This window comes from Streptomyces sp. BR1 (assembly GCF_052373795.1).
Lineage (GTDB): Bacteria > Actinomycetota > Actinomycetes > Streptomycetales > Streptomycetaceae > Streptomyces.
Genome location: NZ_CM126252.1, coordinates 5,543,635 through 5,567,884 on the forward strand (window position 1 = coordinate 5,543,635; position 24,250 = coordinate 5,567,884).

Below are 24,250 nucleotides of genomic sequence, written 5' to 3' on the forward strand. Positions count from 1 at the left end.
GCCCGGAAGTGCTCATTTGCGCCTCATGGCGAAGTCGTCGGGAGGTCATGGCGAAGTCGCGGCGACCCGCCCCCAACACGAGCCCACCCCCGCGAAGGGCGGCGTATCGGCAACGTCTAGAGTGGCGTGGTACGCGCAAGTCTTTACCGGGCCTTCACGCCCGGGAACGTGCCGGGTCCAGCTCTTTCTTGGTACCCCGGGACTTGCTGGGAATTCTCTGTCAGGGGTGTGCGTGACGGCCGTCGAGTCCCGACCCGCAGGGGTCGTCTTGACTCCCAGCCCGGGGGGCCATCGGCCGTTCGGGGCCCGTGTCAAGGCGTTCGTGGCACTGACCAAGCCGCGGATCATCGAACTGCTGCTGATCACCACCATTCCGGTGATGTTCCTGGCCGAGCAGGGCGTGCCGTCGCTGTGGCTGGTGGTGGCGACCACCGTCGGCGGCTATCTCTCGGCCGGCGGCGCCAACGCGCTGAACATGTACATCGACCGCGACATCGACGCGCTGATGGACCGCACCTCGCAGCGGCCACTGGTCACCGGCATGGTGTCGCCGCGCGAGTGCCTGGCCTTCGGCCTCACCCTCGGTGTCGTGTCCACCGTGTGGTTCGGACTGCTCGTCAACTGGCTGTCCGCCGCGCTGTCGCTCGGTGCGCTGCTCTTCTACGTCGTCATCTACACGATGCTCCTGAAGCGCCGCACCTCGCAGAACATCGTCTGGGGCGGCATCGCCGGCTGTCTGCCGGTCCTCATCGGCTGGTCGTCGGTGACGAACTCGATGTCGTGGGCGCCGGTCATCCTCTTCCTCGTCATGTTCTTCTGGACGCCGCCGCACTACTGGCCGCTGTCGATGAAGGTCAAGGACGACTACGCGCGCGTGGGCGTGCCGATGCTGCCGGTCGTCGCCTCCAACAAGGTGGTCGCCAAGCAGATCGTCCTCTACAGCTGGGTGATGGTCGCGGTCTCGCTGCTGCTCACCCCGCTCGGCTACACCGGCTGGTTCTACACGTCGGTGGCGCTGCTCGCGGGCGGCTTCTGGCTGTGGGAGGCGCACGGGCTGCAGACCCGCGCCAAGGCCGAGGTGACGGGCGCCAAGCTCAAGGAGATGCGCCTGTTCCACTGGTCCATCACCTATGTGTCGCTGCTGTTCGTGGCGGTGGCCGTGGACCCGTTCCTGCGCTGATCACCAGCTCTTTCGCCGACGGGCGGAACGCGTGGCACAGACCACGCGTTCCGCCCGTCGCGCGTTGATCTACTCGCGAGTAGCATCCTGCACATGGCAGAGACCGCAGAGACCCAGGTTGACGAGAAGCAGAGCGCCAAGGCCGAGCGACGGGCCACCACGCTCGCCAAGCAGATCGGCCACTTCGCCAAGGAGCACGGCGGCGCCGAGGGCCAGGTGGCGTACATCGGCCAGAGGGGCGCCCGCATCGTGCTCGTCGGCGAGGACGGCGGCTGGGGCGACCTGGTGGCCCCCACGTACGACATCGCGCGCAGCGCCGTGGAGAAGGCCGGGATCACCGTCCACGACGACTTCGACGGCGAGTTCGCGGCCAAGGTGAAGACCGGGCGCTACGAGTGGACCCGGATGGCGGGCCTCCAGCTCGGCGGGCCGAAGAACGCCTGATCCCACAAGGGGAACATACGGCCAGCAACACTGATCCGGGACTCACCCGTTAGGAGGGGTGGAAGCACATCCACCCAGGGAGTCCCGGATGATCGACGCTGTGCCCCCACCGGACCTGGTGGACCAGTGCTGCCACGGAGTGCTCCGTACGGAGCTGGGGCTCGGCACCTTCGAGACGCAGCTCGGCAGGACCGGCGCCCCGCCCGCCCCCGGCACCACGTTCTTCGACACCCAGACCGGCTTCGCGGTGCGCCGCTGGTGCCCGCCGCTGCTCGGCCTCGATGCGCACTGCGCCCCGGCACGCTATCTCGCCCGCCGACGCGAACTGGGCGTCCTGGAGACCGGCCGACGGCTCTTGCGCGGCTCGGGAATCTCCACCTATCTGGTGGACACGGGCCTGCCCGGGGATCTGACCGGGCCGGGTGAGATCGCCGCCGCCGGGGCCGCCGACGCCCATGAGATCGTCCGGCTCGAACTCCTCGCCGAGCAGGTCGCCGACACCTCCGGCACCGTCGACGCCTTCCTCGCCAACCTCGCCGAGGCCGTGCACACCGCGGCCGCCTCCGCCGTCGCGTTCATCTCCGTCTCGGCCGTGCGCCAGGGCCTCGACGCCGATCCGCCGGGACCCGGCGAGGTGCGTGGCGCGGCGGGCCGCTGGCTCACCCGGCGCCGCATCCAGGGGCCCCTGGAGGACCCGGTGCTGCTGCGGCATGTGCTGTGGAGCGCGGTGGCGTCCGGGCGGCCGCTCCAGCTGAGGCTCGGCATGGACGACCCGACCGGGCTCGCCGCGTTCGCCGCCGCGACCAACGGTCTGGGCACGGATCTGGTGCTGCTGCACGGCTATCCGTACCACCGCCAGGCCGCGCATCTGGCGAGCGTCTTCCCGCATGTGTACGCGGACGTGGGCCCGGCCCTGGTGCGTACGGGCGCGCGGGCCGCCGACGTACTGGCGGAGCTTCTTGAGCTCGCCCCGTTCGGGAAGCTGCTCTACTCCAGCGGCGCGCGCGGGCTGCCCGAGCTGCACGTGGTGAGCGCGCGGCTTTTCACCCAGGCGCTGAGCCGGGTCCTGGGCGCCTGGGTGGCCGAGGGCGCGTGGGCGCGTACGGACGCGGAGCGGGTCGCCGCGATGATCGCGGCGGGCAACGCGCGGCGGGTGTACGGGCTGTCAGGCGCGGGTGAGAGCCGGGTCTGACTGGGCCGGGATCGGCGCGGTCGCGTCCGGGCGCTCGCGCAGCGACAGCAGCACGCGCACCACGGCGATCCACACCAGGCACGAGCCGAACATGTGCAGCGCGACCAGGGCTTCCGGGGTCTTCATGAAGTACTGCACATAGCCCACGACACCCTGCGACATCAGCACCAGGAACAGGTCCCGGGCGCGGTTGCGCGGGCCGACCGGGGCGTCGACGGCCTTCAGGACGAACCAGAGCGCGACCGTGAGCGCCACCACCACCCACGCGAGGTCCGCGTGGAGCTGGCTGATCATGGTCCAGTTGAGCGGAATGCGCTCGACGTCGCTGGAGTCGCCCGCGTGCCGCCCGGCGCCGGTAACGACCGTGCCGACCGCGACCAGCGCGCCCGCCGCGGCCACGAGCAGCCAGGTCAGCTGCGCCACGGCCCTGCCCACCAGCGGGCGCGGCGCGCCGTCGCCCTCACGGGTGCGCTGCCAGGTGAGCATCGCGAGCGTGAGCAGCGCGGTGGAGAGCAGGAAGTGGGCCGCGACGGTGTACGGGTTGAGGCCGACCAGGACGACGATGCCGCCCAGGATCGCGTTGCCCATGACCACCCAGAACTGGGCCCAGCCGAGCCGGGTGACGCCGGTGCGCCACGGCTTGGCCGCGCGGGCCGCGATGATGGCCCAGCCGACCGCCGCGCACAGGACGTACGTCAGCATCCGGTTGCCGAACTCGACCGCGCTGTGGAAGTTCATCGCGCTGGTCGGCGTCAGGCTCTGGTCGGTGCACTTGGGCCAGGTCGGGCAGCCGAGCCCGGACCCGGTCAGCCGCACCGCGCCGCCGGTCACCACGATGACGACGGCCATGACGACGGCGGAGAGCGCCGCGCGCTGGACGGTCCGCGGCGACGGGGTCCACCGCTCGGCGATGAAGGCGAGCGGGTTGCGCACCGCCTGGGCCACATCGGCTCGGGTCACGTTCGGCATGGGCTCTATCGTAGGGGTCCGTTTGTGCATGTTTTCACGAGGGGGGCTTCCCTCGCCGGGGCCCCTTGCTGCCAGCGGTTTTTACTCCCAGCGGAAGAACTTGGCCGCAGCGCCCAGGCCCAGCACCGTCCACACCGCCAGGATCCCGAGGTCGCCCCACGGCATGGCCGCGCCGTGCTGGAGCACGTCCCGCAGGCCGTCCGAGAGCGCGGAGATGGGCAGCAGGCCGAGCGTGTCCTGGACACCGCCCGGGAACTTGTCCATCGGCACGATGACCCCGCCGCCGACGAGCAGCAGCAGGAACACCAGGTTGGCCCCGGCCAGCGTCGTCTCGGCCTTCAGGGTGCCCGCCATCAGCAGGCCGAGCCCGGAGAAGGCGGCCGTGCCGAGCACCATGAGCAGCAGCACCGCGAACGGGTTGCCGTGCGGCGACCAGCCGAGCGCGAACGCGATCACGGTCAGCAGGACGATCTGGAGCACCTCGGTGACAAGCACCGACAGCGTCTTCGCGGTCATCAGCGCCCAGCGCGGCAGCGGCGAGGCGCCGAGCCGCTTGAGCACCCCGTAACGGCGCTCGAATCCGGTGGCGATGGCCTGGCCGGTGAAGGCGGTGGACATCACGGCGAGCGCCAGGATGCCGGGGGTCAGGAAGTCGACCGACTTGCCCTTGCCGGTGTCGATGATGTCGACGGCGCTGAACAGGACGAGCAGCAGCGCCGGAATGATCACCGTGAGGAGCAGCTGCTCGCCGTTGCGCAGCAGCATCCGGGTTTCCAGCGCGGTCTGCGCCTTGATCATCCGGCCGACGGGGGCCGCCCCCGGGTTGGGCGTGTACGTACCGGCACTCATCAGCGCAGCTCCCTGCCGGTCAGCTCAAGAAAGACGTCTTCGAGGGTGTGGCGCTCGACGGAGATCCCGTCGGGCATCACCCCGTGCTGGGCGCACCACGAGGTGACCGTGGCCAGCAGCTGCGGGTCGACGGTGCCGCTGATGCGGTAGGCGCCCGCCGTGAGCTCGGCGGCGGCCGTGCCGTCGGGCAGCGCCTTGAGCAGGGAGGCGAGGTCCAGGCCCGGGCGGCCGGTGAAGCGCAGGGTGTTCTCGGCGCCCCCCTTGCACAGCGTCTCGGGCGAGCCCTGGGCGACGACCTTGCCCGCGTCGACGATGGCGACGTCGTCGGCGAGCTGCTCGGCCTCGTCCATGAAGTGCGTGGTGAGGACCACCGAGACGCCGTCGGCGCGCAGCTCCCGTACGAGGTCCCAGGTGGAGCGGCGGGCCTGCGGGTCCAGGCCCGCGGTCGGCTCGTCCAGGAAGACCAGCTCGGGGCGGCCGACCACGGCCATGGCGAGCGCGAGGCGCTGCTGCTGGCCGCCGGAGAGCCGGCGGTAGGTGGTGCGGCCGCAGCTCTCCAGGCCCAGGCGCTCGATGAGCGCGGGCACGTCGAGGGGGTGGGCGTGGAGCGTGGCCATGTGGCGCAGCATCTCCTCGGCGCGGGCGCCGGAGTAGACGCCGCCGGACTGGAGCATCACGCCGATGCGCGGGCGCAGCTGTTCGGCCTGGGCGACCGGGTCGAGGCCGAGGACGCGGACGGTGCCCGCGTCCGGTCTGCGGTAGCCCTCGCAGGTCTCGATCGTGGTGGTCTTGCCGGCACCGTTGGGGCCGAGGACGGCGGTGACGGTACCGGCGGCAACCCGCAGGTCGAGGCCGTCCACGGCGGTCTTCGATCCGTACCGTTTGACCAGGCCGCTCACCTGGACGACGGGCTCGCTCTTCATGACGGGCAAGTCTAGGCAGCGCGGGAAGGGGTCCGGACCGTGGGGCGGGGGTCGTAAGGAGGCACGGACGCGCGGGTGCGCGACCTTCGATTTCCGGCCATCGCGGGGCCCGGTCGAACCCCTCTGCGACCCGGCCGAAAGTGATCGCCAACGGGTAGCCGAAAAGCGTCCCGGCGCGGCCATACTCCGAGGTCACACCGGTCGCCGGGGTCCATTTCGAGGGCGCCGCATTTGATCGATCAAAGATCGTTTCCGCAGGTCACCTTAGGTATGCCTAAGTGATGCACCGCACCGTTCAGTGATCGAGACGTGGCTTGTCAGGCTCTGAGGAATTACGCAACAATGGTGTTGTGAAAAACGTTGGCGAGGCTCCGCAGGAGGAACTCGCGACCGGTGAGCGGTCCACCCGCAACCGGGTCGCGCGCTCCATCCTGGACCATGGGCCCTCCACCGTCGCGGACCTCGCGAAGCGCCTCGGCCTCACCCAGGCCGCCGTCCGCCGCCACCTCGACGCGCTGGTGGCCGACGAGGTCGTGGCCCCCCGCGAACAGCGGGTGTACGGGGCACGGACCCGTGGCAGGCCCGCGAAGGTCTTCGCCCTCACCGACTGCGGGCGGGACGCCTTCGACCAGTCGTACGACAAGCTGGCCGTCGACGCGCTCCGCTGGATCGAGCGGTCCGCGGGGGGCGGCGCGGCAGGCGAGGAAGCCGTCGTGGCGTTCGCCCGCGCCCGCATCGAGGCGCAGGCCGAGACCTACCGCGAAGCGCTCGACGCGGCCGGGCCCGAGGAGCGCACCGAGGCTCTGGCCAAGGCCTTGACCGCCGACGGGTACGCTGCTACGGCACGCAGTGCTCCGCTCCCCGGACGGGGTGAGCAGCTCTGCCAGCACCACTGCCCGGTCGCGCACGCCGCCGAGCAGTTCCCGCAGCTGTGCGAGGCGGAGACGGAGTTCTTCTCCCGCCTCCTCGGGACCCATGTGCAGCGTCTGGCCACCATCGCCCACGGCGACGGGGTGTGCACGACGTTCATCCCGCACAGCGCACCACAGACCACCACCGAATCAGCATCCACAAGCACGGCCGGGAGGAACCCCGCATGACTCTCCCCACGGAGACTGCCCACCCCGAACTTGAAGGCCTGGGCAACTACGAGTACGGCTGGGCCGACTCCGACGCGGCGGGCTCCGCCGCCAAGCGCGGGCTCTCCGAGGACGTCGTCCGCGACATCTCGGCGAAGAAGAACGAGCCCGAGTGGATGCTGAAGCTGCGCCTCAAGGGTCTGCGCCTCTTCGACCGCAAGCCCATGCCCAAGTGGGGTTCCGACCTCTCCGGCATCGACTTCGACAACATCAAGTACTTCGTGCGGTCGACGGAGAAGCAGGCGGAGTCCTGGGAGGACCTGCCCGAGGACATCAAGAACACGTACGACAAGCTCGGCATCCCCGAGGCGGAGAAGCAGCGCCTCGTCGCCGGTGTCGCGGCCCAGTACGAGTCCGAGGTCGTCTACCACCAGATCCGCGAGGACCTGGAGCAGCAGGGCGTCATCTTCCTGGACACCGACACCGCGCTGAAGGAGCACCCGGAGCTCTTCCAGGAGTACTTCGGCACGGTCATCCCCGTCGGCGACAACAAGTTCGCGTCGCTGAACACGGCCGTGTGGTCCGGCGGCTCGTTCATCTACGTGCCCAAGGGTGTCCACGTGGACATCCCGCTGCAGGCCTACTTCCGTATCAACACGGAGAACATGGGCCAGTTCGAGCGGACGCTGATCATCGTCGACGAGGACGCCTACGTCCACTACGTCGAGGGCTGCACCGCCCCGATCTACTCCTCGGACTCGCTGCACAGCGCCGTCGTGGAGATCATCGTCAAGAAGGGCGGCCGCTGCCGCTACACGACGATCCAGAACTGGTCGAACAACGTCTACAACCTGGTCACCAAGCGCGCCGTGGCGTACGAGGGCGCGACCATGGAGTGGATCGACGGCAACATCGGTTCCAAGGTCACCATGAAGTACCCGGCCGTGTACCTGATGGGCGAGCACGCCAAGGGCGAGACCCTGTCCATCGCCTTCGCGGGCGAGGGCCAGCACCAGGACGCCGGCTCCAAGATGGTCCACATGGCGCCGAACACGTCGTCCAACATCGTCTCCAAGTCGGTGGCCCGCGGCGGCGGCCGTACCTCGTACCGCGGTCTGGTCGAGATCGGCGAGGGCGCGGCCGGATCGAAGTCGAACGTGCTCTGTGACGCACTGCTCGTCGACACGATCTCCCGCTCCGACACCTACCCGTACGTCGACGTCCGCGAGGACGACGTGTCCATGGGCCACGAGGCGACCGTCTCCAAGGTCTCCGAGGACCAGCTCTTCTACCTGATGAGCCGTGGTCTGACGGAGTTCGAGGCGATGGCGATGATCGTGCGCGGCTTCGTCGAGCCGATCGCCAAGGAGCTGCCCATGGAGTACGCCCTTGAGCTCAACCGGCTGATCGAGCTGCAGATGGAGGGTTCGGTCGGCTAGTACGGCGACCGTCCCCGCAGCAGCGAACGCAGACTGATCCAGGAAGAGAGCACTACGACAGCCATGGCTGAGGCTCAGAACATTCCGGCGGGCTCCACCACCGCCGGTTCGATCGCGGTGGCCGCCGAGTCGACCGTCGCCACGCGCATGAGCGCGCCCCCGTCCTTCGACGTCGCGGACTTCCCGGTCCCGCACGGCCGCGAGGAGGAGTGGCGCTTCACGCCGCTGGAGCGGCTGCGCGGGCTGCACGACGGCACCGCGACCGCGACCGGCGACGGTGTGCGCGTGGAGGTGACGGCTCCCGAGGGCGTCGTCGTCGAGACCGTCGGCCGCGACGACGCGCGGCTCGGCAAGGCCGGTACGCCGGTCGACCGCATCGCCGCCCAGGCGTACTCCTCGTTCGAGAAGGCCTCGGTCGTCACCGTCCCCAAGGAGTCGGTCCTCACCGAGCCGATCCGTATCGCCGTGCACGGCGAGGGCGGCACCGTCTTCGCCCACCAGGTGGTCGAGCTCGGCGCCTTCGCCGAGGCCGTCGTGGTCATCGACCACACGGGCGACGCGGTCCTCGCGGCCAACGTCGACTACATCCTGGGCGACGGCGCCAAGCTGACCGTCGTGTCCGTGCAGGACTGGGACGACAAGGCCGTCCACGTCTCCCAGCACAACGCGCTGGTCGGCCGGGACGCCTCCTTCAAGTCCGTCGTGGTCACCTTCGGCGGCGACCTGGTCCGGCTGCACCCTCGGGTCTCCTACGCGGGCACCGGCGGCGAGGCCGAGCTCTTCGGCCTGTACTTCACCGACAAGGGCCAGCACCAGGAGCACCGGCTCTTCGTCGACCACAACACGCCGCACTGCAAGTCCAACGCCGTGTACAAGGGCGCCCTCCAGGGCGACGACGCGCACGCCGTGTGGATCGGCGACGTCCTCATCCAGGCCAAGGCCGAGGGCACCGACACCTACGAGATGAACCGCAACCTGGTCCTCACGGACGGCGCGCGGGTCGACTCGGTGCCGAACCTGGAGATCGAGACCGGCGAGATCGCCGGCGCCGGTCACGCCTCGGCGACCGGCCGCTTCGACGACGAGCAGCTGTTCTACCTGATGGCGCGCGGCATCCCGCAGGCCGAGGCCCGCCGTCTGGTGGTCCGCGGCTTCTTCGCGGAGCTCGTCCAGCAGGTCGGCGTCGCGGACGTCGAGGAGCGCCTGCTCGCCAAGATCGAGGCGGAGCTGGAGGCGTCCGTCTGATGACCGCCTTCGTCCGCGTCTGCGCACTGAGCGAGCTGGAGGAGGACACCCCCAAGCGGGTGGAACTCGACGGCACGCCGGTGTCGGTCGTCCGCACGGCGGGCGAGGTGTTCGCGATCCACGACATCTGCTCGCACGCGAACGTCTCGCTGTCGGAGGGCGAGGTGGAGGACTGCCAGATCGAGTGCTGGCTGCACGGCTCCACCTTCGACCTGCGCACCGGCAAGCCCTCCGGCCTGCCCGCGACGCGACCCGTGCCCGTATACCCCGTAAAGATCGAAGGGGACGATGTTCTCGTCTCCGTGTCCCAGGAGAACTGAAGTCCCCATGGCAACGCTTGAAATCCGCGACCTGCACGTCTCCGTGGAAGCCGAGAACGGCCCCCGGGAGATCCTCAAGGGCGTCGACCTGACCGTGAAGCAGGGCGAGACCCACGCCATCATGGGCCCCAACGGCTCCGGCAAGTCCACCCTCGCGTACTCGCTCGCGGGTCACCCCAAGTACACGATCACCAGCGGCACGGTCACCCTGGACGGCGAGGACGTCCTGGAGATGTCCGTCGACGAGCGCGCCCGCGCCGGTGTCTTCCTCGCCATGCAGTACCCGGTCGAGGTCCCCGGTGTCTCGGTCTCCAACTTCCTGCGTACCTCCGCCACCGCCGTGCGCGGCGAGGCGCCGAAGCTGCGTACCTGGGTGAAGGAGGTCAAGTCCGCGATGGAGCAGCTCCAGATGGACCCGGCCTTCGCCGAGCGCAACGTCAACGAGGGCTTCTCCGGCGGTGAGAAGAAGCGCCACGAGATCCTTCAGCTGGAGCTCCTCAAGCCGAAGATCGCGATCCTCGACGAGACCGACTCCGGTCTGGACGTCGACGCGCTGCGCATCGTCTCCGAGGGCGTCAACCGCGTCCGCGAGACCGGCGAGGTCGGCACGCTGCTGATCACGCACTACACCCGCATCCTGCGCTACATCAAGCCCGACTTCGTGCACGTCTTCGCGAACGGCCGGATCGCCGAGTCCGGTGGCGCCGAGCTCGCCGACAAGCTGGAGAACGAGGGCTACGAGGCATACACGAAGGGCGGCGCTTCCGAGTGACGATTCTGCCGGGCCTCCTCGACACCGAGGCGATCCGCAAGGACTTCCCCTTGCTGGACCGCGTGGTCCACGACGGGAAGAAGATCGTGTACCTCGACAGCGCGGCGACTTCGCAGAAGCCGCGCCAGGTGCTCGACGCTCTCAACGAGTACTACGAGCGGCACAACGCCAACGTCCACCGTGGTGTGTACACGGTGGCCGAGGAGGCCACGGCTCTGTACGAAGGCGCGCGCGACAAGGTCGCCGCGTTCGTCAACGCGCCGAGCCGCGACGAGGTGATCTTCACCAAGAACGCCTCGGAGTCGCTCAACCTGGTCGCCAACATGCTGGGCTGGGCCGATGAGCCCTACCGCGTGGACCACGAGACCGAGATAGTCATCACGGAGATGGAGCACCACTCCAACATCGTGCCGTGGCAGCTGCTCTCGCAGCGCACGGGCGCGAAGCTGAAGTGGTTCGGCCTCACCGACGACGGCCGTCTCGACCTGTCCAACATCGACGAGATCATCACCGAGAAGACGAAGATCGTCTCCTTCACGCTGGTCTCCAACCTGATGGGCACCGTCAACCCGGTCGAGGCGATCGTGCGCCGCGCCCAGGAGGTCGGCGCACTGGTCTGCGTCGACGCCTCCCAGGCCGCGCCGCACATGCCGCTGGACGTGCAGGCGCTCCAGGCCGACTTCGTGGCCTTCACCGGCCACAAGATGTGCGCCCCGACGGGCATCGGCGTGCTGTGGGGCCGCCAGGAGCTCCTGGAGGACCTGCCGCCGTTCCTGGGCGGCGGCGAGATGATCGAGACGGTCTCGATGCACTCGTCGACGTACGCGCCGGCGCCGCACAAGTTCGAGGCCGGTACGCCCCCGATCGCCCAGGCCGTCGGCCTCGGCGCGGCCGTGGACTACCTCTCCGCCATCGGCATGGACAAGATCGCCGCGCATGAGCACGCGATCACCGAGTACGCGGTCAAGCGCCTCCAGGAGGTCCCCGACCTGCGGATCATCGGCCCCACCACGGCCGAGGACCGCGGCGCCGCGATCTCCTTCGTCCTCGGCGACATCCACCCGCACGACGTGGGCCAGGTCCTGGACGAGCAGGGCATCGCGGTCCGGGTCGGCCACCACTGCGCGCGCCCGGTCTGCCTGCGCTACGGAATTCCCGCGACCACGCGAGCGTCTTTCTATCTGTACTCCACGCCCGCCGAGGTCGACGCCCTGGTGAACGGGCTGGAGCACGTACGAGACTTCTTCGGCTAGGGGTTAAACGACGTGAAGCTGGATTCGATGTACCAGGACGTCATCCTGGACCACTACAAGCATCCGCACGGGCGGGGCTTGCGGGACGGTGACGCCGAGGTGCACCACGTGAACCCGACGTGCGGCGACGAGATCACTCTCCGCGTCAAGTACGAGGGTTCGCAGATCTCGGACATCTCGTACGAGGGGCAGGGCTGCTCGATCAGCCAGGCCAGCGCCTCGGTCCTCAACGACCTGCTCGTCGGCAAGGACCTCGACGAGGCGCAGCGGATCCAGGAGACGTTCCTGGAGCTGATGCAGTCCAAGGGCCAGCTGGAGCCGGACGACGCGATGGAGGAGGTGCTGGAGGACGCGGTGGCGTTCGCCGGCGTCTCCAAGTACCCCGCGCGCGTGAAGTGTGCTCTGCTGAGCTGGATGGCCTGGAAGGACGCGACGGCCCAGGCACTGGGTGCCGGAGCCGAGAGGAAGAGCGCATGACCGAGAACGCAGAGGCCACCTTGAAGCCGGCCTCCGAGGAAGAAGTCCGCGAGGCGCTGTACGACGTCGTCGACCCCGAGCTGGGCATCGACGTCGTCAACCTCGGCCTCATCTACGGCATCCACATCGACGACTCCAACGTCGCCACCCTGGACATGACCCTGACGTCGGCGGCCTGCCCGCTGACCGATGTGATCGAGGACCAGGCGAAGTCCGCGACCGAGGGCATCGTCAACGAACTCAAGATCAACTGGGTCTGGATGCCGCCGTGGGGCCCGGACAAGATCACGGACGATGGGCGCGAGCAGCTGCGGGCGCTGGGGTTCAACGTCTGAGCTCCCCTTGGCAGTGGTACGCCGGACGGCCCTTGCGCGCACAGGCGCGTGGGGGCCGTCCGGCGTTGTCCGTACCGCGTACGACCGGACGCGCGAACTGCCCGGGCAGCCCGGCCCGGTACGGTCGGGGGCATGGTGTGCGACCCGGGGACGTGTGAGTGATGGCCCGCCGGTACGACCCCGAGCGGCGCGGCCGCATCATCGACGCCGCGATTCGGGTGGTCGGCGAGCGCGGGATCGCCGGGCTCAGCCACCGCAGCGTCGCCGCCGAGGCCGATGTGCCGCTCGGCTCCACCACGTACCACTTCAAGACGCTCGACGAGCTGATGGTGGCCGCGCTGCGGCAGGCCAACGAGGGTTTCGCCGCCGCGATCCGCGACTGCGGGGCGCTGGAGGAGCCCGGCGTGGACGTGGCCGCCGAGCTCGCGCGGCTGATGGGCGAGTGGATCGCGGGGGACCGGGCGCGCGTGGAGCTGGAGTACGAGCTCTATCTCGCCGCGCTCCGGCGGCCCCCGCTGCGGCCCGTCGCCGCCGAGTGGGCCGAGGGCGTGGCCGAGGTGCTGGCCCGGCACACGGACCCGGTGACCGCGCGCGGCCTGGTCGCGCTGATGGACGGGATCTGTCTGCAGGCGCTGCTGACGGGCGGCGAGTACGACGAGGAGTACGCGCGCGTGCTGCTTGCCCGAATGCTGCCCTGACGTTCATCCCGTCGTTATGTACGGGTGTACGCATCGCCGGGTATTCTTCTCCGCATGCCGTACGTCCTGCTCTCCTGCGCCATAGCGTCGGAGATCGCCGCCACCTCCGCGATGAAGTACAGCGAGGGGTTCACCAGGCTCGCGCCCTCGCTGGTCACCGTCTGCGGGTACCTCTTCGCCTTCTACATGCTGTCGTTGACCCTGAAGTCGATGTCGGTGGGCACGGCGTACGCGATCTGGTCCGGCGCCGGTACGGCCGTCATCGCCGTCATCGGGATGCTCTTCATGGGCGAGACGATGACGGCCGCCAAGTTCGCCGGGATCGCGCTGATCATCGGCGGCGTGGTGCTGGTCAACATGGGCGGCGCCACGCGCTGAGGGCTCAGCCCGCGGTCCCCGCCCGGCGCACCGCCGCCAGCGCCCCCCGCACGCTCTCCTCGATGTCGGTGATCGGGTACAGCGCCTCGATCACCGTACGGTCCGCGTCGATCACCAGCGTCAGGCGCTTGAGGCGGCTCACTCCGGCCGTGCGGAACGTCGGCAGCCGCAGCGCGGCCGTCAGCGTGAGGTCCGCGTCCGACAGGAGCGGGAAGCGCAGCCGCTCCTTGTCCGCGAACGCCCCCTGCTCGTCCGGGCGTTGGCTGGACACCCCGTGCACGGTCGCGCCCGCCGCCGTGAACTCGGCCAGCTGGTCGCGGAACGTGCACGACTCCAGGGTGCAGCCGGGCGCCCCCGGAATCCCCGCCCAGCCGGGCGGATAGGCGTCCTTGCGGGCGTACGCGCCGGGGAAGCAGTACAGGACCGTGTACGGCGTTCCGGACGCCACCGGGTCCCTCGACTCGCCGTCGTAGTCGGGCAGTCGAAGCATCGGCACCTTCGTGCCCACCAGCTCCCGCACCCGCTCGGTCTCCCCGGACGCCTGAGTCGCCGTGGCCATCGTCTCTCCTTCTCCCAGCACCCAGGTGTCTCCCCAGTCCTGGAGTGCGATCAGTACGGGCAGCAGGGCGCGGCCGCGCGGGGTGAGCCGGTACTCGTACCGGACCGGGCGGTCCTGGTACGGCTCCCGGCTCAGCACCCCCGTCTCCACCAGCAGCCTCAGCCGTTCGGCGAGCACCTTGCGGGACATGCCGAGCTCGCGCTGGAGCGCGTCGAAGCGGTGCACCCCGCGTGCGGTGTCGCGCACGATCAGCAGGGTCCACCAGTCGCCGACCACGTCCAGGGCCTGGGCGATGGCGCAGTGCTCGTCATTCAGGCGGGTGCGTTGAGGCATGGCCCCCATCCTTCCTTGCGTACGCCGTTGACCTGCTGCCCCCATGCTGACATAGTCCGTTCCCATAAGGAACTCACTCATGGTGCAACGATCTCAGGGGGAGACGGCGTGAGGGCTCTGCGCGCGGTGCCGAGAACTGTCCGGCTGTTGTGTTTCGGCATCTTCTTCAACGCCGTCGTCAGCTTCACGTTCGTCTATCTCTTCGTGTACCTGACCGGGCCGCGCGGCCTCGGCGTGGCCCAGGCCGGAGTGATCAGCGGGGTCGGCGGCATCGGACTGGTCGCCGGGAACTTCACCGGCGGCTCGTTCGGCGACCGCTACGGCCACCGGCGCGCTCTGCTCGCGGGCGCGGTCGTCAGCGGCGCGCTCCTGTCCGTCCTCGGACTGCTGCCGACCGCCGCGCTGTACGCCGCGCTGCCGCTCGCCCAGTACGCCTCGGGCGTGGTCCGGGCGGCGAACTCCGCACTCGTCGCGGTCTCCGTCCCCGAGGGCAGCCGCCGCCAGGGGTTCGCCGTGATGCGGTTCGCGTCGAACGCCGGGTTCACCGTCGGGCCGCCGCTCGGCGCCCTTGCCGCCGCCCAGTGGTCGTACGGCTGGCTGTTCGCCGCCGACGGCCTCGGCACCCTGCTCTTCGCGGCGTACGCGGCCCGGGTGCTGCCCGCCCGCGCGGCCGCGCACACCCGGCCGTCGTACGACCCCGGCGCCCCGGGCCTGTGGCGCGAACTGCGGGCCCGGCCCGCCGTCCTCGTCCTGCTCGCCGCGATCGTCTGCGTCGACCTCGTCTACCGCCAGCAGTACTCCACCCTGCCCGTCTTCCTCGCCGACCACGGCCTGGACGCCCATGTGTACGGCTGGCTGATCGCGATCAACGGGGGAGTGATCCTCTGCCTCGAACTGCCCGCCGCCCACGCGCTGCGCCGCCGCGCGCCGCTGTCGATCGTCGGCTGCGGGCTGCTCCTGGTCGGGCTCGGCTACGCGATGCTCATCCCGGGCGCGTCGATCGGCTGGGCCGTCGCCCTGATGGTGTCGCTCACCCTCGGCGAGATCCTCTACAAGACCACCGCCACCGCGTACGTCGCCGACCAGGCGCCCGCCCACGCCCAGGGCCGCTTCCAGAGCCTGTACGCGGGCGCCTCCATCAGCGGCCAGGTGCTCGCCCCACCGCTCGGCGGCGCCCTCTACACCGCCGCGCCCGGGCTTCTCTGGCCCGTGTGCGCCGCCCTCGCGGGCCTCGCCGGGCTCGCCGTGCTGCGGGCGCGGGGGCTGCGGACCCCGCTGACCGGGGGTGACGCGCGCCCGGCACATGAGACCGGTTCGCCCCGGCGGGCCACCGCCGGTTAGGTTTTCCGCTATGACCGACACGACTGCTACTGCTTCTCGCTCCACCGGCGCCGTCGCCGCCGGCCTCGCCACCATCGCCGGCGACGGCACCGTTCTCGACACCTGGTTCCCCGCTCCCGAGCTCGTGGCCGAGCCCGGCCCGGCCGGCACCGAGCGGCTCAGCGCCGACCAGGCCACCGCCCTCCTCGGCCAGGGCGCCGCCGACGCGCTCGGCGTAGACGCGCGCCGGGGCGTCGAGGTCGTCGCCGTCCGTACGGTCATCGCCTCGCTCGACGACAAGCCGCTCGACGCGCACGACGCCTACCTGCGGCTGCACCTGCTCTCGCACCGCCTCGTCAAGCCGCACGGCCAGAACCTGGACGGCATCTTCGGCCTGCTCGCCAACGTCGCCTGGACCTCGCTCGGCCCGGTCGCCGTCGACGAGCTGGAGACGGTACGGCTGAACGCCCGCGCCGCAGGACTCCACCTCCAGGTGACGTCCGTCGACAAGTTCCCGCGCATGACGGACTACGTGGCCCCCAAGGGCGTCCGTATCGCCGACGCCGACCGGGTGCGCCTGGGTGCGCACCTGGCCGAGGGCACGACCGTGATGCACGAGGGCTTCGTGAACTTCAACGCGGGCACGTTGGGGACGTCGATGGTCGAGGGGCGGATCTCCGCCGGTGTCGTCGTCGGCGACGGGTCCGACATCGGGGGCGGCGCGTCCACGATGGGCACGCTGTCGGGTGGCGGCAACGTCCGCATCGTGATCGGCGAGCGGTGCCTCGTGGGTGCGGAGGCCGGTGTGGGTATCGCCCTCGGGGACGAGTGTGTCGTCGAGGCCGGGCTGTACGTCACGGCGGGTACGCGGGTGACGATGCCGGACGGTCAGATCGTGAAGGCCCGTGAGCTTTCGGGTGCGTCGAACATCCTGTTCCGGCGGAACTCGGTTACCGGGGCGGTTGAGGCTCGGCCCAACAATGCCGTGTGGGGTGGCCTCAACGAGATTCTGCACAGTCACAACTGAGTGGTTTGTTCGTCTGCGGACCGTAGGGGCTGGTCGCGCAGTTCCCCGCGCCCCTAACTGACCAGGTCGTCGTGTGCCTTGCGCAACACGGCGACCTGGTCCGGGGACGCCGGTTGCAGCGGTTCCCTCACCGGGTTGCCCAGCAACGCCTTTGTCGTCACCGTGCCCGGTAGGCCCGAGGACATCATCAGTTCCGACAGGGGGAGCGTGAGGTGGTTGAGGCGGGTTGCCTCGGCCGGTTCGCCCTTGTCGTGGGCGTCCAGGGGGGCGCGCATCTGGCGGGGGATCACGTTGGCGACCGTGCTGACGTATCCCGCGCCCCCTACCGCGTACAGCGGGAGGTTCATCTCCTCGCAGCCCGAGTAGTACGCCAGCGACGTGCGGCCGATGACCTTGGTCGAGCCGAGCAGGTCGTACGCGCAGTCCTTGACCGCCACGATCCGCTCGTGCTCCGCGAGCCGCAGCAGCGTGTCCGTGCCGATCCGGACGCCCGCGCGGCCGGGGATGTCATAGAGCATGACCGGCAGCCCCGTGGCGTCCGCGACCGTACGGAAGTGCGCCTCGATCGCGTCCTGCGGCGGGCGGCTGTAGTACGGGCTCACCACCAACAGGCCATCTGCGCCCGCCTGTTCGGCCTGGCGGGCCAGCTCGACGGTGTGCCGGGTGGACGGGGTGCCGACCCCGGACAGGACGTGCACGTCGTCGCCGACCGCCTCGCGCACCGCCCGGATGAGCGCGGCCTTCTCCGAGTCCGTCGTGGTCGGCGACTCGCCGGTGGTGCCGCTCAGGACCAGGCCGTCGCAGCCCTCGGCCACCAGATGCGCGGCATGCCGCTGGGCTCCGTCCAGGTCGAGTGCGTCGTCGGCGGTGAAGGGCGTGATCATGGCGCAAAGCGTGCGCCCGAAAGGGCGTGAGTGGGTCATTCGTGAAGTCTGGGTCGTATGGATGGTGAAGGTCTACTTAGAATTTCTTGGGGTGAACGACAAGTGGCGCTGAAGTGTTCTTGAACCGGCCTCTTCCCGGGCGCTCTTGGCCTGCGGCACGTCGTACGTCACCATGAGAGACCGGTGTGTCCGTTCATGTCCGTACCGTCGTACTCGTCGGAGGTCGTCATGAGGCTCGGCAAGGCTCTCGCCACTGGTGTCGCGGAAGAACAGCCCGACGTTGCGGCACGGGACATGGACGCGGGATGGGACAACGCCGTCCCCGCCTCCGAAGAGATCCCGGTCGAGGTTCCCGTCGGGGTGACGGCGGGCCGATGAGGCTGCGGCTCCCCGAGGAACGCCCGACGGAGCCGCCCACCGGCTACAAGATCGCCCACCCGGCGCTCTCCCAGGACGGCTCCCGGGCCGCGTTCCTGGGCGTCTCGCTGGGCGCCGCGCTCCCGTACGGAGTTCTGGACGAGGCGCGTTGCGCCTACGGTCGGCGCCATCGTTCGCCCTCGCGGCTCTGCGACTGCGGCTTCCACTGTCTGCACGAGCGCTCCGAGGCGTACGCGCTGACCTGCGTGGCCGAGCACCGGGGCGCGCTGCTCCTGGAAGTCTCGGTGCTCGGGCGGTACATCAGGTTCGAGCGCGGCTCGCGGTACGCCCGTCAGCGGGTGCGCACCGCGACCGCCGGGCCGTGCCGCTGCGGGCGCCGGGCGTCCGGGCTCGCCGACGCGGGCTGGGGGCGGCCGGGGTGGCGGGTCGTGGAGCCGGTCTGCGCGGTGTGCGCCGGGCCGCGCGCGACCGTGTCCTTCGCCGACTTCGCCACGCGCGGCGGCGAAGGGCTGAAGGTGCTCGCCGCGCCAGGACCCGACATCGGCGCCCCGACGCCGGGCCGGACCGTGCCGGAGCTCGTCGCCGAGGCGGCGCTGCTCCAGGCCCGACTGGACTGGTTCCAGAGCGAGTTGGCGCGCCTCGGCGACAAGGAAGGCTGACCCCCGGGGCTACCAGAGGTCGTGGTGGGACCAGGTCGGGTCGCCCGCGTACGGGTGGAAGGAGTCCAGGTTGTCCTTGGCCGGGTGCGCCCGCCCGGCCGGTCCGGCCGCGAACGCCCGCAGCAGGTTCTCCGTGACCTTCGAGGTGAACGCGGCGGTACGGGAGTCGATGCCGTGCCCGCCCTCGCCGATCGTCGACTGGACCCAGCGCATGGTGCCGGTGTTGAAGACACCCGCGCCCGACTTCACCGTGTAGTAGGCCGAGTTGGCGTACGAGTGCACACCCCGGCAGGTCAGCGGCGAGTGCGAGATCACCTCTATCGGGCGCGGCGTGGTCTCGTCACCGTTGGCGCGGTCGTACTCGGTGCCGACCAGGCCCGGGAACTTGGTGCCCTGCTTGACCCCCGTGCCCGCGAAGAGCCAGTGGGCGGGGGAGGTGACCACATAGTCGGCGGTGGTCGGGTTGGACTCGTAGAGCGTGCCGGTGAGGGAGTTCTCCGGCTGGGCGTGCGGGGGTTCGCGGAAGTTGGTGGTCGGCGGCTCGCCCTCGCCCCGGCCCGGGTCCTTGGGCCAGTCGTTCTTGTAGCAGACGATGAGGCGCTGCTCGCCGAGCGCGGTCTTCTCCAGGCGGATCCGGCGGAAGCACGCGTTGGCGCCCAGGAACGCGATGTTGGTGCCCGCGTCGCGGACGGCGGTGACCCGGTCGCGCATGGACTGCGTCCAGTACTCGTCGTGGCCGAGCGAGATCACCGCCGTGGCGCCCGCCAGGATCCCGGGATCGCGCTCGATGTCCATGTTGGTGACGTACGCGGGCTCCAGGCCGAGCCGTTCGGCGAGCGCCACGACCGGCTGCTCGTAGGTGAGGAACAGGCCGTCGCCGTCGCGGTCGTACGGGCGGTCGCAGCTGACCGCGCGCGAGCGGTCGCCGTCGTCGTCGCTGGGGCCGTTGTAGAGGCTGTAGCCGCCCCACTCGTTGTACGCCTGCCAGGTCGCCACCGCGTTCACCAGCACCACCCGGCCCTTGGTGGTGGCGGAGCGCACGGTGACGGGGACATAGCGCTGGCCGCCGGTCGACGCCGTCAGCTTGATCAGATACGCACCCTCCGGCCAGTCCTTGGTGGGGACTTCGGCGGTCGGGGACCAGGGGGCGGTCACGGTGTTGGTGTGCTCCGCCACCTTCGCGGCGGGCTGGCGGACGCCCTTGAGCGTCCCCGACTCCCACACCTTGCGGGCCAGGGTGCCCCTGTACCAGCCCATCCGGAACGCCTCGGCCCGGAACGTCGGGGCGGTGGTGTGCACGTGGAGGCGGAACGCCTCGCCCCGGGCGACGCCGGTGCGGTCCGCGAACCCCTCGATCTCGTTCTTGCCGCCGCGTCCCTTGAGCCGCCATCCGGCATCGCCCGGGCGGTCGTTCTCCTTGGCCGGGCCCTCGGTGCCCGGTGACGCGCCGGGGTCCTTGCGGGTGCCGGTCGCGGGCCCGCCGTCGGACGAGCAGCCCGCGGCTCCGGCCGCCGCGACGGCGCCCGCCGCCCCGAGAAAGATCCTGCGACTGAAGGCCGCGCGGTCCATGACGTACTCCGCTCCCCTGAACAACTGCGTCCGGGGACTTCCGCCGGACCCGTCCAGTGTGCGGGATCATGGCCGGAAATTGTCGGATGACATGATCTACGGCCTTGACCTTGAGCGCTCGGCAGGGCGGGTTCAGCCAGGTGAGCCTTCGGGTGCGGGGTGTGTGTGGCTTGTCGCGCAGTTCCCCGCGCCCCTGAGGAGGGGCGCGGAGCTGCATCGGACGTCCACAAAACCGCTTGGCTACGGACCTGAGGTCCTACGGGCGGAAGCGGATGATCTGCGGGTCGTGGTCGCTCGTCTGGTCGGCGAACTCCGCGTTGATGTGCACGCTGTCGTAGTCGAAGTTCCGGATGGCGGGGCTGGTCAGGATCTGGTCCAGGACCTGGGTGTTGCCCTGGTAGACATAGGAGTAACGCTCCTTCTTCGGCAGCGAGCGGAACGCCGTGCGCAGCGCGCCGCCGTTCTCCAGGGCCTTGGTCGCGCCCGAGAAGTCGAAGTCGTTGATGTCGCCGATCGCGAGCACGCGCGCGTGCTTGTCGACCGCGAGCAACTGCTTGACGAAGCCGTTCACGGCCTGCGCCTGGAGCAGCCGCTTGGCCTCCGAGGAGCGCGGCACCGGCTGGTGCTGCGAGAGAAGCGACTCGTCGCCGCCCTTGGACGCGAAGTGGTTCGCGATGACGAAGACCGTACGGCCCTTGAAGACGAACTCGCCCGCGAGCGGCTTGCGGCTGTCCACCCACGCCGGGTTGGCCGGGTCGATCCGGCCGGGGGAGAGGGTGAGGGCCGGGTGGCCCTTGGTGCCGGTGACGCCGACGGCCGTCTTGTAGTCGCCGCCGGGGCGGTCCGTGAACGACACGCGCGCGGGGTTGAAGAGGAACACCTGGCGGATGTTGCCGCCGGGCTCGCCGCCGTCCTTGTCGTTCTCCGGGCTGATCGAGCGCCACTGGTACGCCGGGCCGCCCTTCGCGGCGATCGCGTCCGTGAACTTCTTGATCGTGTCGGACGCGTCGACCGTGCCGTCGTCCTTCGCCCCGCTGTTGTCCTGGATCTCCTCCAGGGCCACGATGTCGGGCGAGGCGAGGTGGGTGACGATGCCGTCGGCGAGCGCGTCGAACTTCGTCTGCGGGTCGGTGGGGTGCAGGTTCTCCACGTTGTACGTGGCGACCGCCAGCTCGCCGGTGCGCTGCTTGCGGGTGCTCTCGCGCTTGAGGCCGTTGTCCTTGACCGTGCCGAGCGTACGGGCGGCGATCGTGTACCCGCCGAACTGGTTGAAGTCCAGGGGGCCTTCGGTGGTGCCGGTCAGGGTGTCGCCGACGTTCGCCTTGGGGAACGGCTGCCGCGCCGTCGGGATCAGGCTCTGGATCTGGAGGCGCCCGGTGTTCTGGTCGTCGTACGACGAGTAGAGCGTGCCGCCCCGCTTGGTCCTGTTCTCGTTGGGCTTCACCGTCGCCCAGAGCTCGTTGTACTGGTCGGTGCGGCCGACCACGCGCGAGGTGTTGATGCGGACGTTCATGCCCTCCAGGGACTCGTAGTAGTCCGTGGCGTACTTCTTGGGCTGGAGGGTGAGGCCGTTGACGCTGTTGCCCGCGGCCGGGTCGCCCGCCGGGGTGTAGCGGCCGGGCACGGAACGGGCGGTGATGACCACCGGGGCGGGCAGCGCGTTGCCGGAGGAGACCACGGTCACCGTCGGCTTGGATATCTGGGTCAGCGACTGGTTGCCCGAAGCGAGGCCGCCCGGGACGTACTCGGTGACCGTGCCGGCGACCTTGACCGCGTCGCCGACCGCCACGGTCGGGGCCGAGCCCGTGAAGACGAAGATGCCCTCGCTGGTGGCCGGGTTGTCGTCCGGAACGGTGTCCTGGAACCAGAAGCCCTTCGACGAGCCGTACGTCCGGACGCCCGTGACGACGCCCGGCACCTCGGTGACCTGCTGCCCCGCCAGCGGCGAGATACGGGTGGTGCCCTGGATGTCGTGGATGCGGGCCGTGACGGGGGCGGCCGGGCCGGCGGCGGCCGACGAGGTGCCGGCGAGCAGACCGGCGCCCAGCGCGGCGGCGACGACGGCGGAGACGGCGGCGGTTCTCGGAACGGGCATCAAGGAACTCCGAAGGGATGAGGGAGGACTGGTGTCGTGCCGCGCCCGTGCGGTGGCGCGTTGTAGTTCCACACGAAGCCCGGGATGTGGCGCGCTGTGCAGTTCTACGCGCGTCAATCTCTTGGCTGGGCGGGGCAGTTGTCAAGGGTCGCCGGGTGGCCGGAACCCGACGGGAAGGTGAACCGACGGTCCTGCGGCGCCGGGCGCCCGCCGCGCTTTTCGTACGCAACCGGTCGCGCCCCCGGCCGGAACCCGCCGCCGGGCCGAACGGGGGCGTGGCCGGGCGCGGCGATACCCGGTGAAATACGTCTACGCTGGGTGCCTCTCGATCCAGACCGCTTCGCCGAGGAGTACCCCACAGATGTCCGGAGACCGCCCCACCCTGCCGCCGGTGCGGCTGCACTCCGAGGCCGAGCTCGCGCGCGACGCGCTCGCCGCGCCGCTGCTCGCCCGCGCGGTCCGGCTCGCCCGCTGGGCCGGGCCGGACACCCGGGTCGGGGCCGGGGGCGAGCTTGTCGAGGAGCAACTGCCCGCCGCTGCCGCCGAACTGGGCCTGCCGGGCGACGAGGACGGCTGGGCGGACGCGAGCGAAGCCTGGCGGGTCGCCGTCGACGCCTCCCTTGTCGACGTCGAGGACGCCGAGGACGAGGACGGCGAAGGCAGCGCCACCCAGGGCGAGGCGCTCGCCCTGCTCACCTCCGGCTCCCCGCAGGACGTCCTGACCACCTGGCTCGACGCGTTCGACGCGGTCTTCGCGGACGCGACCGCCCCCGTGCTCGACGACTTCGCCGATCTGATCGGCGACGACGGCGAGGTCGACTTCGACCGGCTCGAATGGGACCCGCAGGCCGAGACGGACTTCCTGGAGGGCGTCCTCGGCAACCTCTACCTCCTCACGGTGACCGAGGGCGGCGCGGGCGACGGCCCGGTGCCGCTGCCCGCGCTCGCCGCGTCGATGATCGTCCCCGACGACATGGGCGAGCCCACCGACGACATCCTGGAGCAGGTCTCGGACGCGATGATGCGCCTCGACGACCAGTTCCGCCTCCTGGAGCCGATCGGCCTGGTCGAGTACCGGCCGGTCGACGAGGCGCTGATGGCCGAGGAGGGCGAGGAGCCCGCCCCGCCCGTCGACGACGAGGACGTCGCCCGGTACGGCATGGTCCGTCTCACCCCGCTCGGCCTCTACGGCGTACGGGCCCGGATGCTGGAGGCGGGCGTGGAGGCGCCGGCCGTCGGCGACCTCGCGGACAAGGGCGCGGACGTACTGCTCGACGGCATCGCGTACTACCCGGAGGCGGCCGCCCGCGCGGAGACCGAGCAGTGGCTGGCACGGCATGAAATGCCTTCCGCTGTACGGGAGTTGCTGGCGGCGGCGCGTGGCTCGGACGAGCGCGGTCCGCTGCGCCGGCTGCACTGCCAGCAGGCCCTCGCCCTCACCGGCCCCGAGGCCGAGCCCGCGCTGCGCGAGGTCCTGGACGACGCGGAGCTGGGCGGCCTCGCCCGGGTCTGGCTCGCCGAGCGCGGCGCGGCGGACGTTCCGGCGCCGCCGGAGGCCATGGTGTTCTGGCTCGCCGTGGACACGATCGCCGCGCAGCTGGCGGTGGACGGGGATCTGGAGGAGCTCCAGGGCCTGGTGGAGGGGCTGGTCGGCCAGCACAGTGGCTTCTTCGACGCGGCCTGGCGGGTCGACCACCCCGCCACGGCGGACGTCCTGGAGGCGATGGGGCGGCTGCATCCGGAGAAGAAGGTGGCGAAGGAAGCCCGTAAGGCGGCGTTCAAGGCCCGGTCGCGGGCGTAGCGCTTGTGATGCGGTGCCCGGCTCTTGGCTGCGGGTTGTGTGTGGCTGGTCGCGCAGTTCCCCGCGCCCCTT

General features: G+C 70.5%; 25 protein-coding genes. 18 read left to right on the plus strand and 7 right to left on the minus strand.

Annotated features, from left to right (window positions below; genetic code table 11):
• The first annotated feature begins 226 nt into the window (after nt 1–226).
• The 3 genes from ACT1U9_RS24145 to ACT1U9_RS24155 all read left to right on the plus strand — a co-directional run bounded on the left by ACT1U9_RS24145 (nt 227) and on the right by ACT1U9_RS24155 (nt 2,816).
• Entirely contained in the window at nt 227–1,180 is a 954-nt protein-coding gene (locus ACT1U9_RS24145) for a heme o synthase (RefSeq protein ID WP_444534754.1), read from the plus strand.
• Between the two features lie 93 nt (nt 1,181–1,273).
• Complete coding sequence (locus tag ACT1U9_RS24150; RefSeq protein WP_444534755.1) at nt 1,274–1,624, plus strand: hypothetical protein; 351 nt, start codon at nt 1,274–1,276, stop codon at nt 1,622–1,624.
• A gap of 88 nt (nt 1,625–1,712) precedes the next feature.
• A complete protein-coding gene (locus ACT1U9_RS24155) occupies nt 1,713–2,816 on the plus strand; it encodes an amidohydrolase (RefSeq protein WP_444534756.1) in 1,104 nt (367 codons plus the stop codon).
• On the opposite strand, the gene ACT1U9_RS24160 is transcribed toward ACT1U9_RS24155, so the two are convergent.
• The 3 genes from ACT1U9_RS24160 to ACT1U9_RS24170 form a co-directional block, all read right to left on the minus strand.
• On the minus strand, nt 2,790–3,785 hold the full coding sequence (locus ACT1U9_RS24160; RefSeq protein WP_444534757.1) for a COX15/CtaA family protein: 996 nt from the start codon (nt 3,783–3,785) through the stop codon (nt 2,790–2,792). The two genes, ACT1U9_RS24155 and ACT1U9_RS24160, sit on opposite strands and share 27 nt — an antisense overlap.
• Nucleotides 3,786–3,866: 81 nt before the next feature.
• Nucleotides 3,867–4,634 carry an ABC transporter permease gene (locus tag ACT1U9_RS24165; RefSeq protein ID WP_444534758.1) on the minus strand — a complete coding sequence of 256 codons (768 nt, stop codon included), beginning with the start codon at nt 4,632–4,634 and terminating at the stop codon, nt 3,867–3,869.
• Nucleotides 4,634–5,557 (minus strand): ABC transporter ATP-binding protein, encoded by a 924-nt coding sequence (locus tag ACT1U9_RS24170; protein ID WP_444534759.1) that lies wholly within the window; start codon nt 5,555–5,557, stop codon nt 4,634–4,636. The genes ACT1U9_RS24165 and ACT1U9_RS24170 overlap by 1 nt, the downstream gene beginning before the upstream one ends.
• Before the next feature lie 350 nt (nt 5,558–5,907).
• Between ACT1U9_RS24170 and ACT1U9_RS24175 the strand changes: the two genes are divergently transcribed.
• The 10 genes from ACT1U9_RS24175 (at nt 5,908) to ACT1U9_RS24220 (ending at nt 13,553) form a co-directional block, all read left to right on the plus strand.
• Nucleotides 5,908–6,657 carry a helix-turn-helix transcriptional regulator gene (locus ACT1U9_RS24175; protein WP_444534760.1) on the plus strand — a complete coding sequence of 250 codons (750 nt, stop codon included), beginning with the start codon at nt 5,908–5,910 and terminating at the stop codon, nt 6,655–6,657.
• Nucleotides 6,654–8,075, plus strand: a complete 1,422-nt coding sequence (sufB, locus tag ACT1U9_RS24180; protein ID WP_361429060.1) for a Fe-S cluster assembly protein SufB — start codon at nt 6,654–6,656, stop codon at nt 8,073–8,075. The genes ACT1U9_RS24175 and sufB overlap by 4 nt, the downstream gene beginning before the upstream one ends.
• A 63-nt stretch (nt 8,076–8,138) precedes the next feature.
• A complete protein-coding gene (gene sufD, locus ACT1U9_RS24185) occupies nt 8,139–9,320 on the plus strand; it encodes a Fe-S cluster assembly protein SufD (RefSeq protein WP_444534761.1) in 1,182 nt (393 codons plus the stop codon).
• Nucleotides 9,320–9,640, plus strand: coding sequence for a non-heme iron oxygenase ferredoxin subunit (locus ACT1U9_RS24190; RefSeq protein ID WP_067157688.1), 321 nt, complete (start codon nt 9,320–9,322; stop codon nt 9,638–9,640). The genes sufD and ACT1U9_RS24190 overlap by 1 nt, the downstream gene beginning before the upstream one ends.
• Nucleotides 9,641–9,647: 7 nt before the next feature.
• Nucleotides 9,648–10,412, plus strand: coding sequence for a Fe-S cluster assembly ATPase SufC (gene sufC / locus ACT1U9_RS24195; protein ID WP_188274287.1), 765 nt, complete (start codon nt 9,648–9,650; stop codon nt 10,410–10,412).
• On the plus strand, nt 10,409–11,665 hold the full coding sequence (locus tag ACT1U9_RS24200) for a cysteine desulfurase (RefSeq protein ID WP_444534762.1): 1,257 nt from the start codon (nt 10,409–10,411) through the stop codon (nt 11,663–11,665). Before sufC ends, ACT1U9_RS24200 begins: the two co-directional genes overlap by 4 nt.
• A 12-nt stretch (nt 11,666–11,677) precedes the next feature.
• On the plus strand, nt 11,678–12,142 hold the full coding sequence (gene sufU / locus ACT1U9_RS24205; RefSeq protein ID WP_188274289.1) for a Fe-S cluster assembly sulfur transfer protein SufU: 465 nt from the start codon (nt 11,678–11,680) through the stop codon (nt 12,140–12,142).
• On the plus strand, nt 12,139–12,477 hold the full coding sequence (locus ACT1U9_RS24210) for a metal-sulfur cluster assembly factor (protein ID WP_067157773.1): 339 nt from the start codon (nt 12,139–12,141) through the stop codon (nt 12,475–12,477). The genes sufU and ACT1U9_RS24210 overlap by 4 nt, the downstream gene beginning before the upstream one ends.
• A 161-nt stretch (nt 12,478–12,638) precedes the next feature.
• The gene (locus tag ACT1U9_RS24215; protein ID WP_444534763.1) at nt 12,639–13,175 is read left to right on the plus strand and encodes a TetR/AcrR family transcriptional regulator; all 537 of its coding nucleotides are present in this window, start codon (nt 12,639–12,641) and stop codon (nt 13,173–13,175) included.
• 54 nt (nt 13,176–13,229) lie between these two features.
• Nucleotides 13,230–13,553 (plus strand): DMT family transporter, encoded by a 324-nt coding sequence (locus ACT1U9_RS24220; protein WP_444534764.1) that lies wholly within the window; start codon nt 13,230–13,232, stop codon nt 13,551–13,553.
• Between the two features lie 4 nt (nt 13,554–13,557).
• Here ACT1U9_RS24220 and ACT1U9_RS24225 read toward each other — a convergent pair whose 3' ends face one another.
• Nucleotides 13,558–14,445: a winged helix-turn-helix transcriptional regulator gene (locus tag ACT1U9_RS24225; protein ID WP_444534765.1), complete on the minus strand. Its 888-nt coding sequence runs from the start codon at nt 14,443–14,445 to the stop codon at nt 13,558–13,560.
• Nucleotides 14,446–14,553: 108 nt separating this feature from the next.
• Here ACT1U9_RS24225 and ACT1U9_RS24230 point away from each other — a divergent pair, with 108 nt between their 5' ends.
• Nucleotides 14,554–15,786, plus strand: coding sequence for an MFS transporter (locus ACT1U9_RS24230; RefSeq protein ID WP_444534766.1), 1,233 nt, complete (start codon nt 14,554–14,556; stop codon nt 15,784–15,786).
• A 10-nt stretch (nt 15,787–15,796) separates the two neighbouring features.
• Complete coding sequence (gene dapD / locus ACT1U9_RS24235) at nt 15,797–16,792, plus strand: 2,3,4,5-tetrahydropyridine-2,6-dicarboxylate N-succinyltransferase (protein ID WP_444534767.1); 996 nt, start codon at nt 15,797–15,799, stop codon at nt 16,790–16,792.
• A gap of 53 nt (nt 16,793–16,845) precedes the next feature.
• On the opposite strand, the gene dapA is transcribed toward dapD, so the two are convergent.
• Nucleotides 16,846–17,715, minus strand: a complete 870-nt coding sequence (dapA, locus tag ACT1U9_RS24240) for a 4-hydroxy-tetrahydrodipicolinate synthase (RefSeq protein WP_444534768.1) — start codon at nt 17,713–17,715, stop codon at nt 16,846–16,848.
• 156 nt (nt 17,716–17,871) lie between these two features.
• Here dapA and ACT1U9_RS24245 point away from each other — a divergent pair, with 156 nt between their 5' ends.
• Nucleotides 17,872–18,054: a hypothetical protein gene (locus ACT1U9_RS24245; protein WP_444534769.1), complete on the plus strand. Its 183-nt coding sequence runs from the start codon at nt 17,872–17,874 to the stop codon at nt 18,052–18,054.
• Nucleotides 18,051–18,713, plus strand: coding sequence for a hypothetical protein (locus tag ACT1U9_RS24250; RefSeq protein WP_444534770.1), 663 nt, complete (start codon nt 18,051–18,053; stop codon nt 18,711–18,713). The genes ACT1U9_RS24245 and ACT1U9_RS24250 overlap by 4 nt, the downstream gene beginning before the upstream one ends.
• Before the next feature lie 9 nt (nt 18,714–18,722).
• Here the strand turns inward: ACT1U9_RS24250 and ACT1U9_RS24255 are convergent, their stop codons facing one another.
• Nucleotides 18,723–20,282 carry a N,N-dimethylformamidase beta subunit family domain-containing protein gene (locus ACT1U9_RS24255; RefSeq protein WP_444534771.1) on the minus strand — a complete coding sequence of 520 codons (1,560 nt, stop codon included), beginning with the start codon at nt 20,280–20,282 and terminating at the stop codon, nt 18,723–18,725.
• 256 nt (nt 20,283–20,538) lie between these two features.
• Complete coding sequence (locus tag ACT1U9_RS24260; protein ID WP_444534772.1) at nt 20,539–22,377, minus strand: endonuclease/exonuclease/phosphatase family protein; 1,839 nt, start codon at nt 22,375–22,377, stop codon at nt 20,539–20,541.
• Nucleotides 22,378–22,738: 361 nt separating this feature from the next.
• On the opposite strand from ACT1U9_RS24260, the gene ACT1U9_RS24265 reads away from it, so the two are divergent.
• Nucleotides 22,739–24,178, plus strand: coding sequence for a hypothetical protein (locus ACT1U9_RS24265; protein ID WP_444534773.1), 1,440 nt, complete (start codon nt 22,739–22,741; stop codon nt 24,176–24,178).
• The last annotated feature ends 72 nt before the right edge of the window (nt 24,179–24,250 follow it).

Bases quoted from the DNA above. Each gene is read 5' to 3' on its own strand.
- ACT1U9_RS24225 (WP_444534765.1), bottom strand. From the start codon at position 14,445: ATGCCTCAACGCACCCGCCTGAATGACGAGCACTGCGCCATCGCCCAG.
- ACT1U9_RS24210 (WP_067157773.1), top strand. From the start codon at position 12,139: ATGACCGAGAACGCAGAGGCCACCTTGAAGCCGGCCTCCGAGGAAGAA.
- ACT1U9_RS24160 (WP_444534757.1), bottom strand. From the start codon at position 3,785: ATGCCGAACGTGACCCGAGCCGATGTGGCCCAGGCGGTGCGCAACCCG.
- ACT1U9_RS24255 (WP_444534771.1), bottom strand. From the start codon at position 20,282: ATGGACCGCGCGGCCTTCAGTCGCAGGATCTTTCTCGGGGCGGCGGGC.
- ACT1U9_RS24150 (WP_444534755.1), top strand. From the start codon at position 1,274: ATGGCAGAGACCGCAGAGACCCAGGTTGACGAGAAGCAGAGCGCCAAG.
- ACT1U9_RS24220 (WP_444534764.1), top strand. From the start codon at position 13,230: ATGCCGTACGTCCTGCTCTCCTGCGCCATAGCGTCGGAGATCGCCGCC.
- ACT1U9_RS24190 (WP_067157688.1), top strand. From the start codon at position 9,320: ATGACCGCCTTCGTCCGCGTCTGCGCACTGAGCGAGCTGGAGGAGGAC.
- ACT1U9_RS24170 (WP_444534759.1), bottom strand. From the start codon at position 5,557: ATGAAGAGCGAGCCCGTCGTCCAGGTGAGCGGCCTGGTCAAACGGTAC.
- dapA (WP_444534768.1), bottom strand. From the start codon at position 17,715: ATGACCCACTCACGCCCTTTCGGGCGCACGCTTTGCGCCATGATCACG.
- ACT1U9_RS24215 (WP_444534763.1), top strand. From the start codon at position 12,639: ATGGCCCGCCGGTACGACCCCGAGCGGCGCGGCCGCATCATCGACGCC.
- ACT1U9_RS24260 (WP_444534772.1), bottom strand. From the start codon at position 22,377: ATGCCCGTTCCGAGAACCGCCGCCGTCTCCGCCGTCGTCGCCGCCGCG.
- sufD (WP_444534761.1), top strand. From the start codon at position 8,139: ATGGCTGAGGCTCAGAACATTCCGGCGGGCTCCACCACCGCCGGTTCG.
- ACT1U9_RS24265 (WP_444534773.1), top strand. From the start codon at position 22,739: ATGTCCGGAGACCGCCCCACCCTGCCGCCGGTGCGGCTGCACTCCGAG.
- dapD (WP_444534767.1), top strand. From the start codon at position 15,797: ATGACCGACACGACTGCTACTGCTTCTCGCTCCACCGGCGCCGTCGCC.
- sufC (WP_188274287.1), top strand. From the start codon at position 9,648: ATGGCAACGCTTGAAATCCGCGACCTGCACGTCTCCGTGGAAGCCGAG.
- sufB (WP_361429060.1), top strand. From the start codon at position 6,654: ATGACTCTCCCCACGGAGACTGCCCACCCCGAACTTGAAGGCCTGGGC.
- ACT1U9_RS24155 (WP_444534756.1), top strand. From the start codon at position 1,713: ATGATCGACGCTGTGCCCCCACCGGACCTGGTGGACCAGTGCTGCCAC.
- ACT1U9_RS24250 (WP_444534770.1), top strand. From the start codon at position 18,051: ATGAGGCTGCGGCTCCCCGAGGAACGCCCGACGGAGCCGCCCACCGGC.
- ACT1U9_RS24245 (WP_444534769.1), top strand. From the start codon at position 17,872: ATGTCCGTACCGTCGTACTCGTCGGAGGTCGTCATGAGGCTCGGCAAG.
- ACT1U9_RS24165 (WP_444534758.1), bottom strand. From the start codon at position 4,634: ATGAGTGCCGGTACGTACACGCCCAACCCGGGGGCGGCCCCCGTCGGC.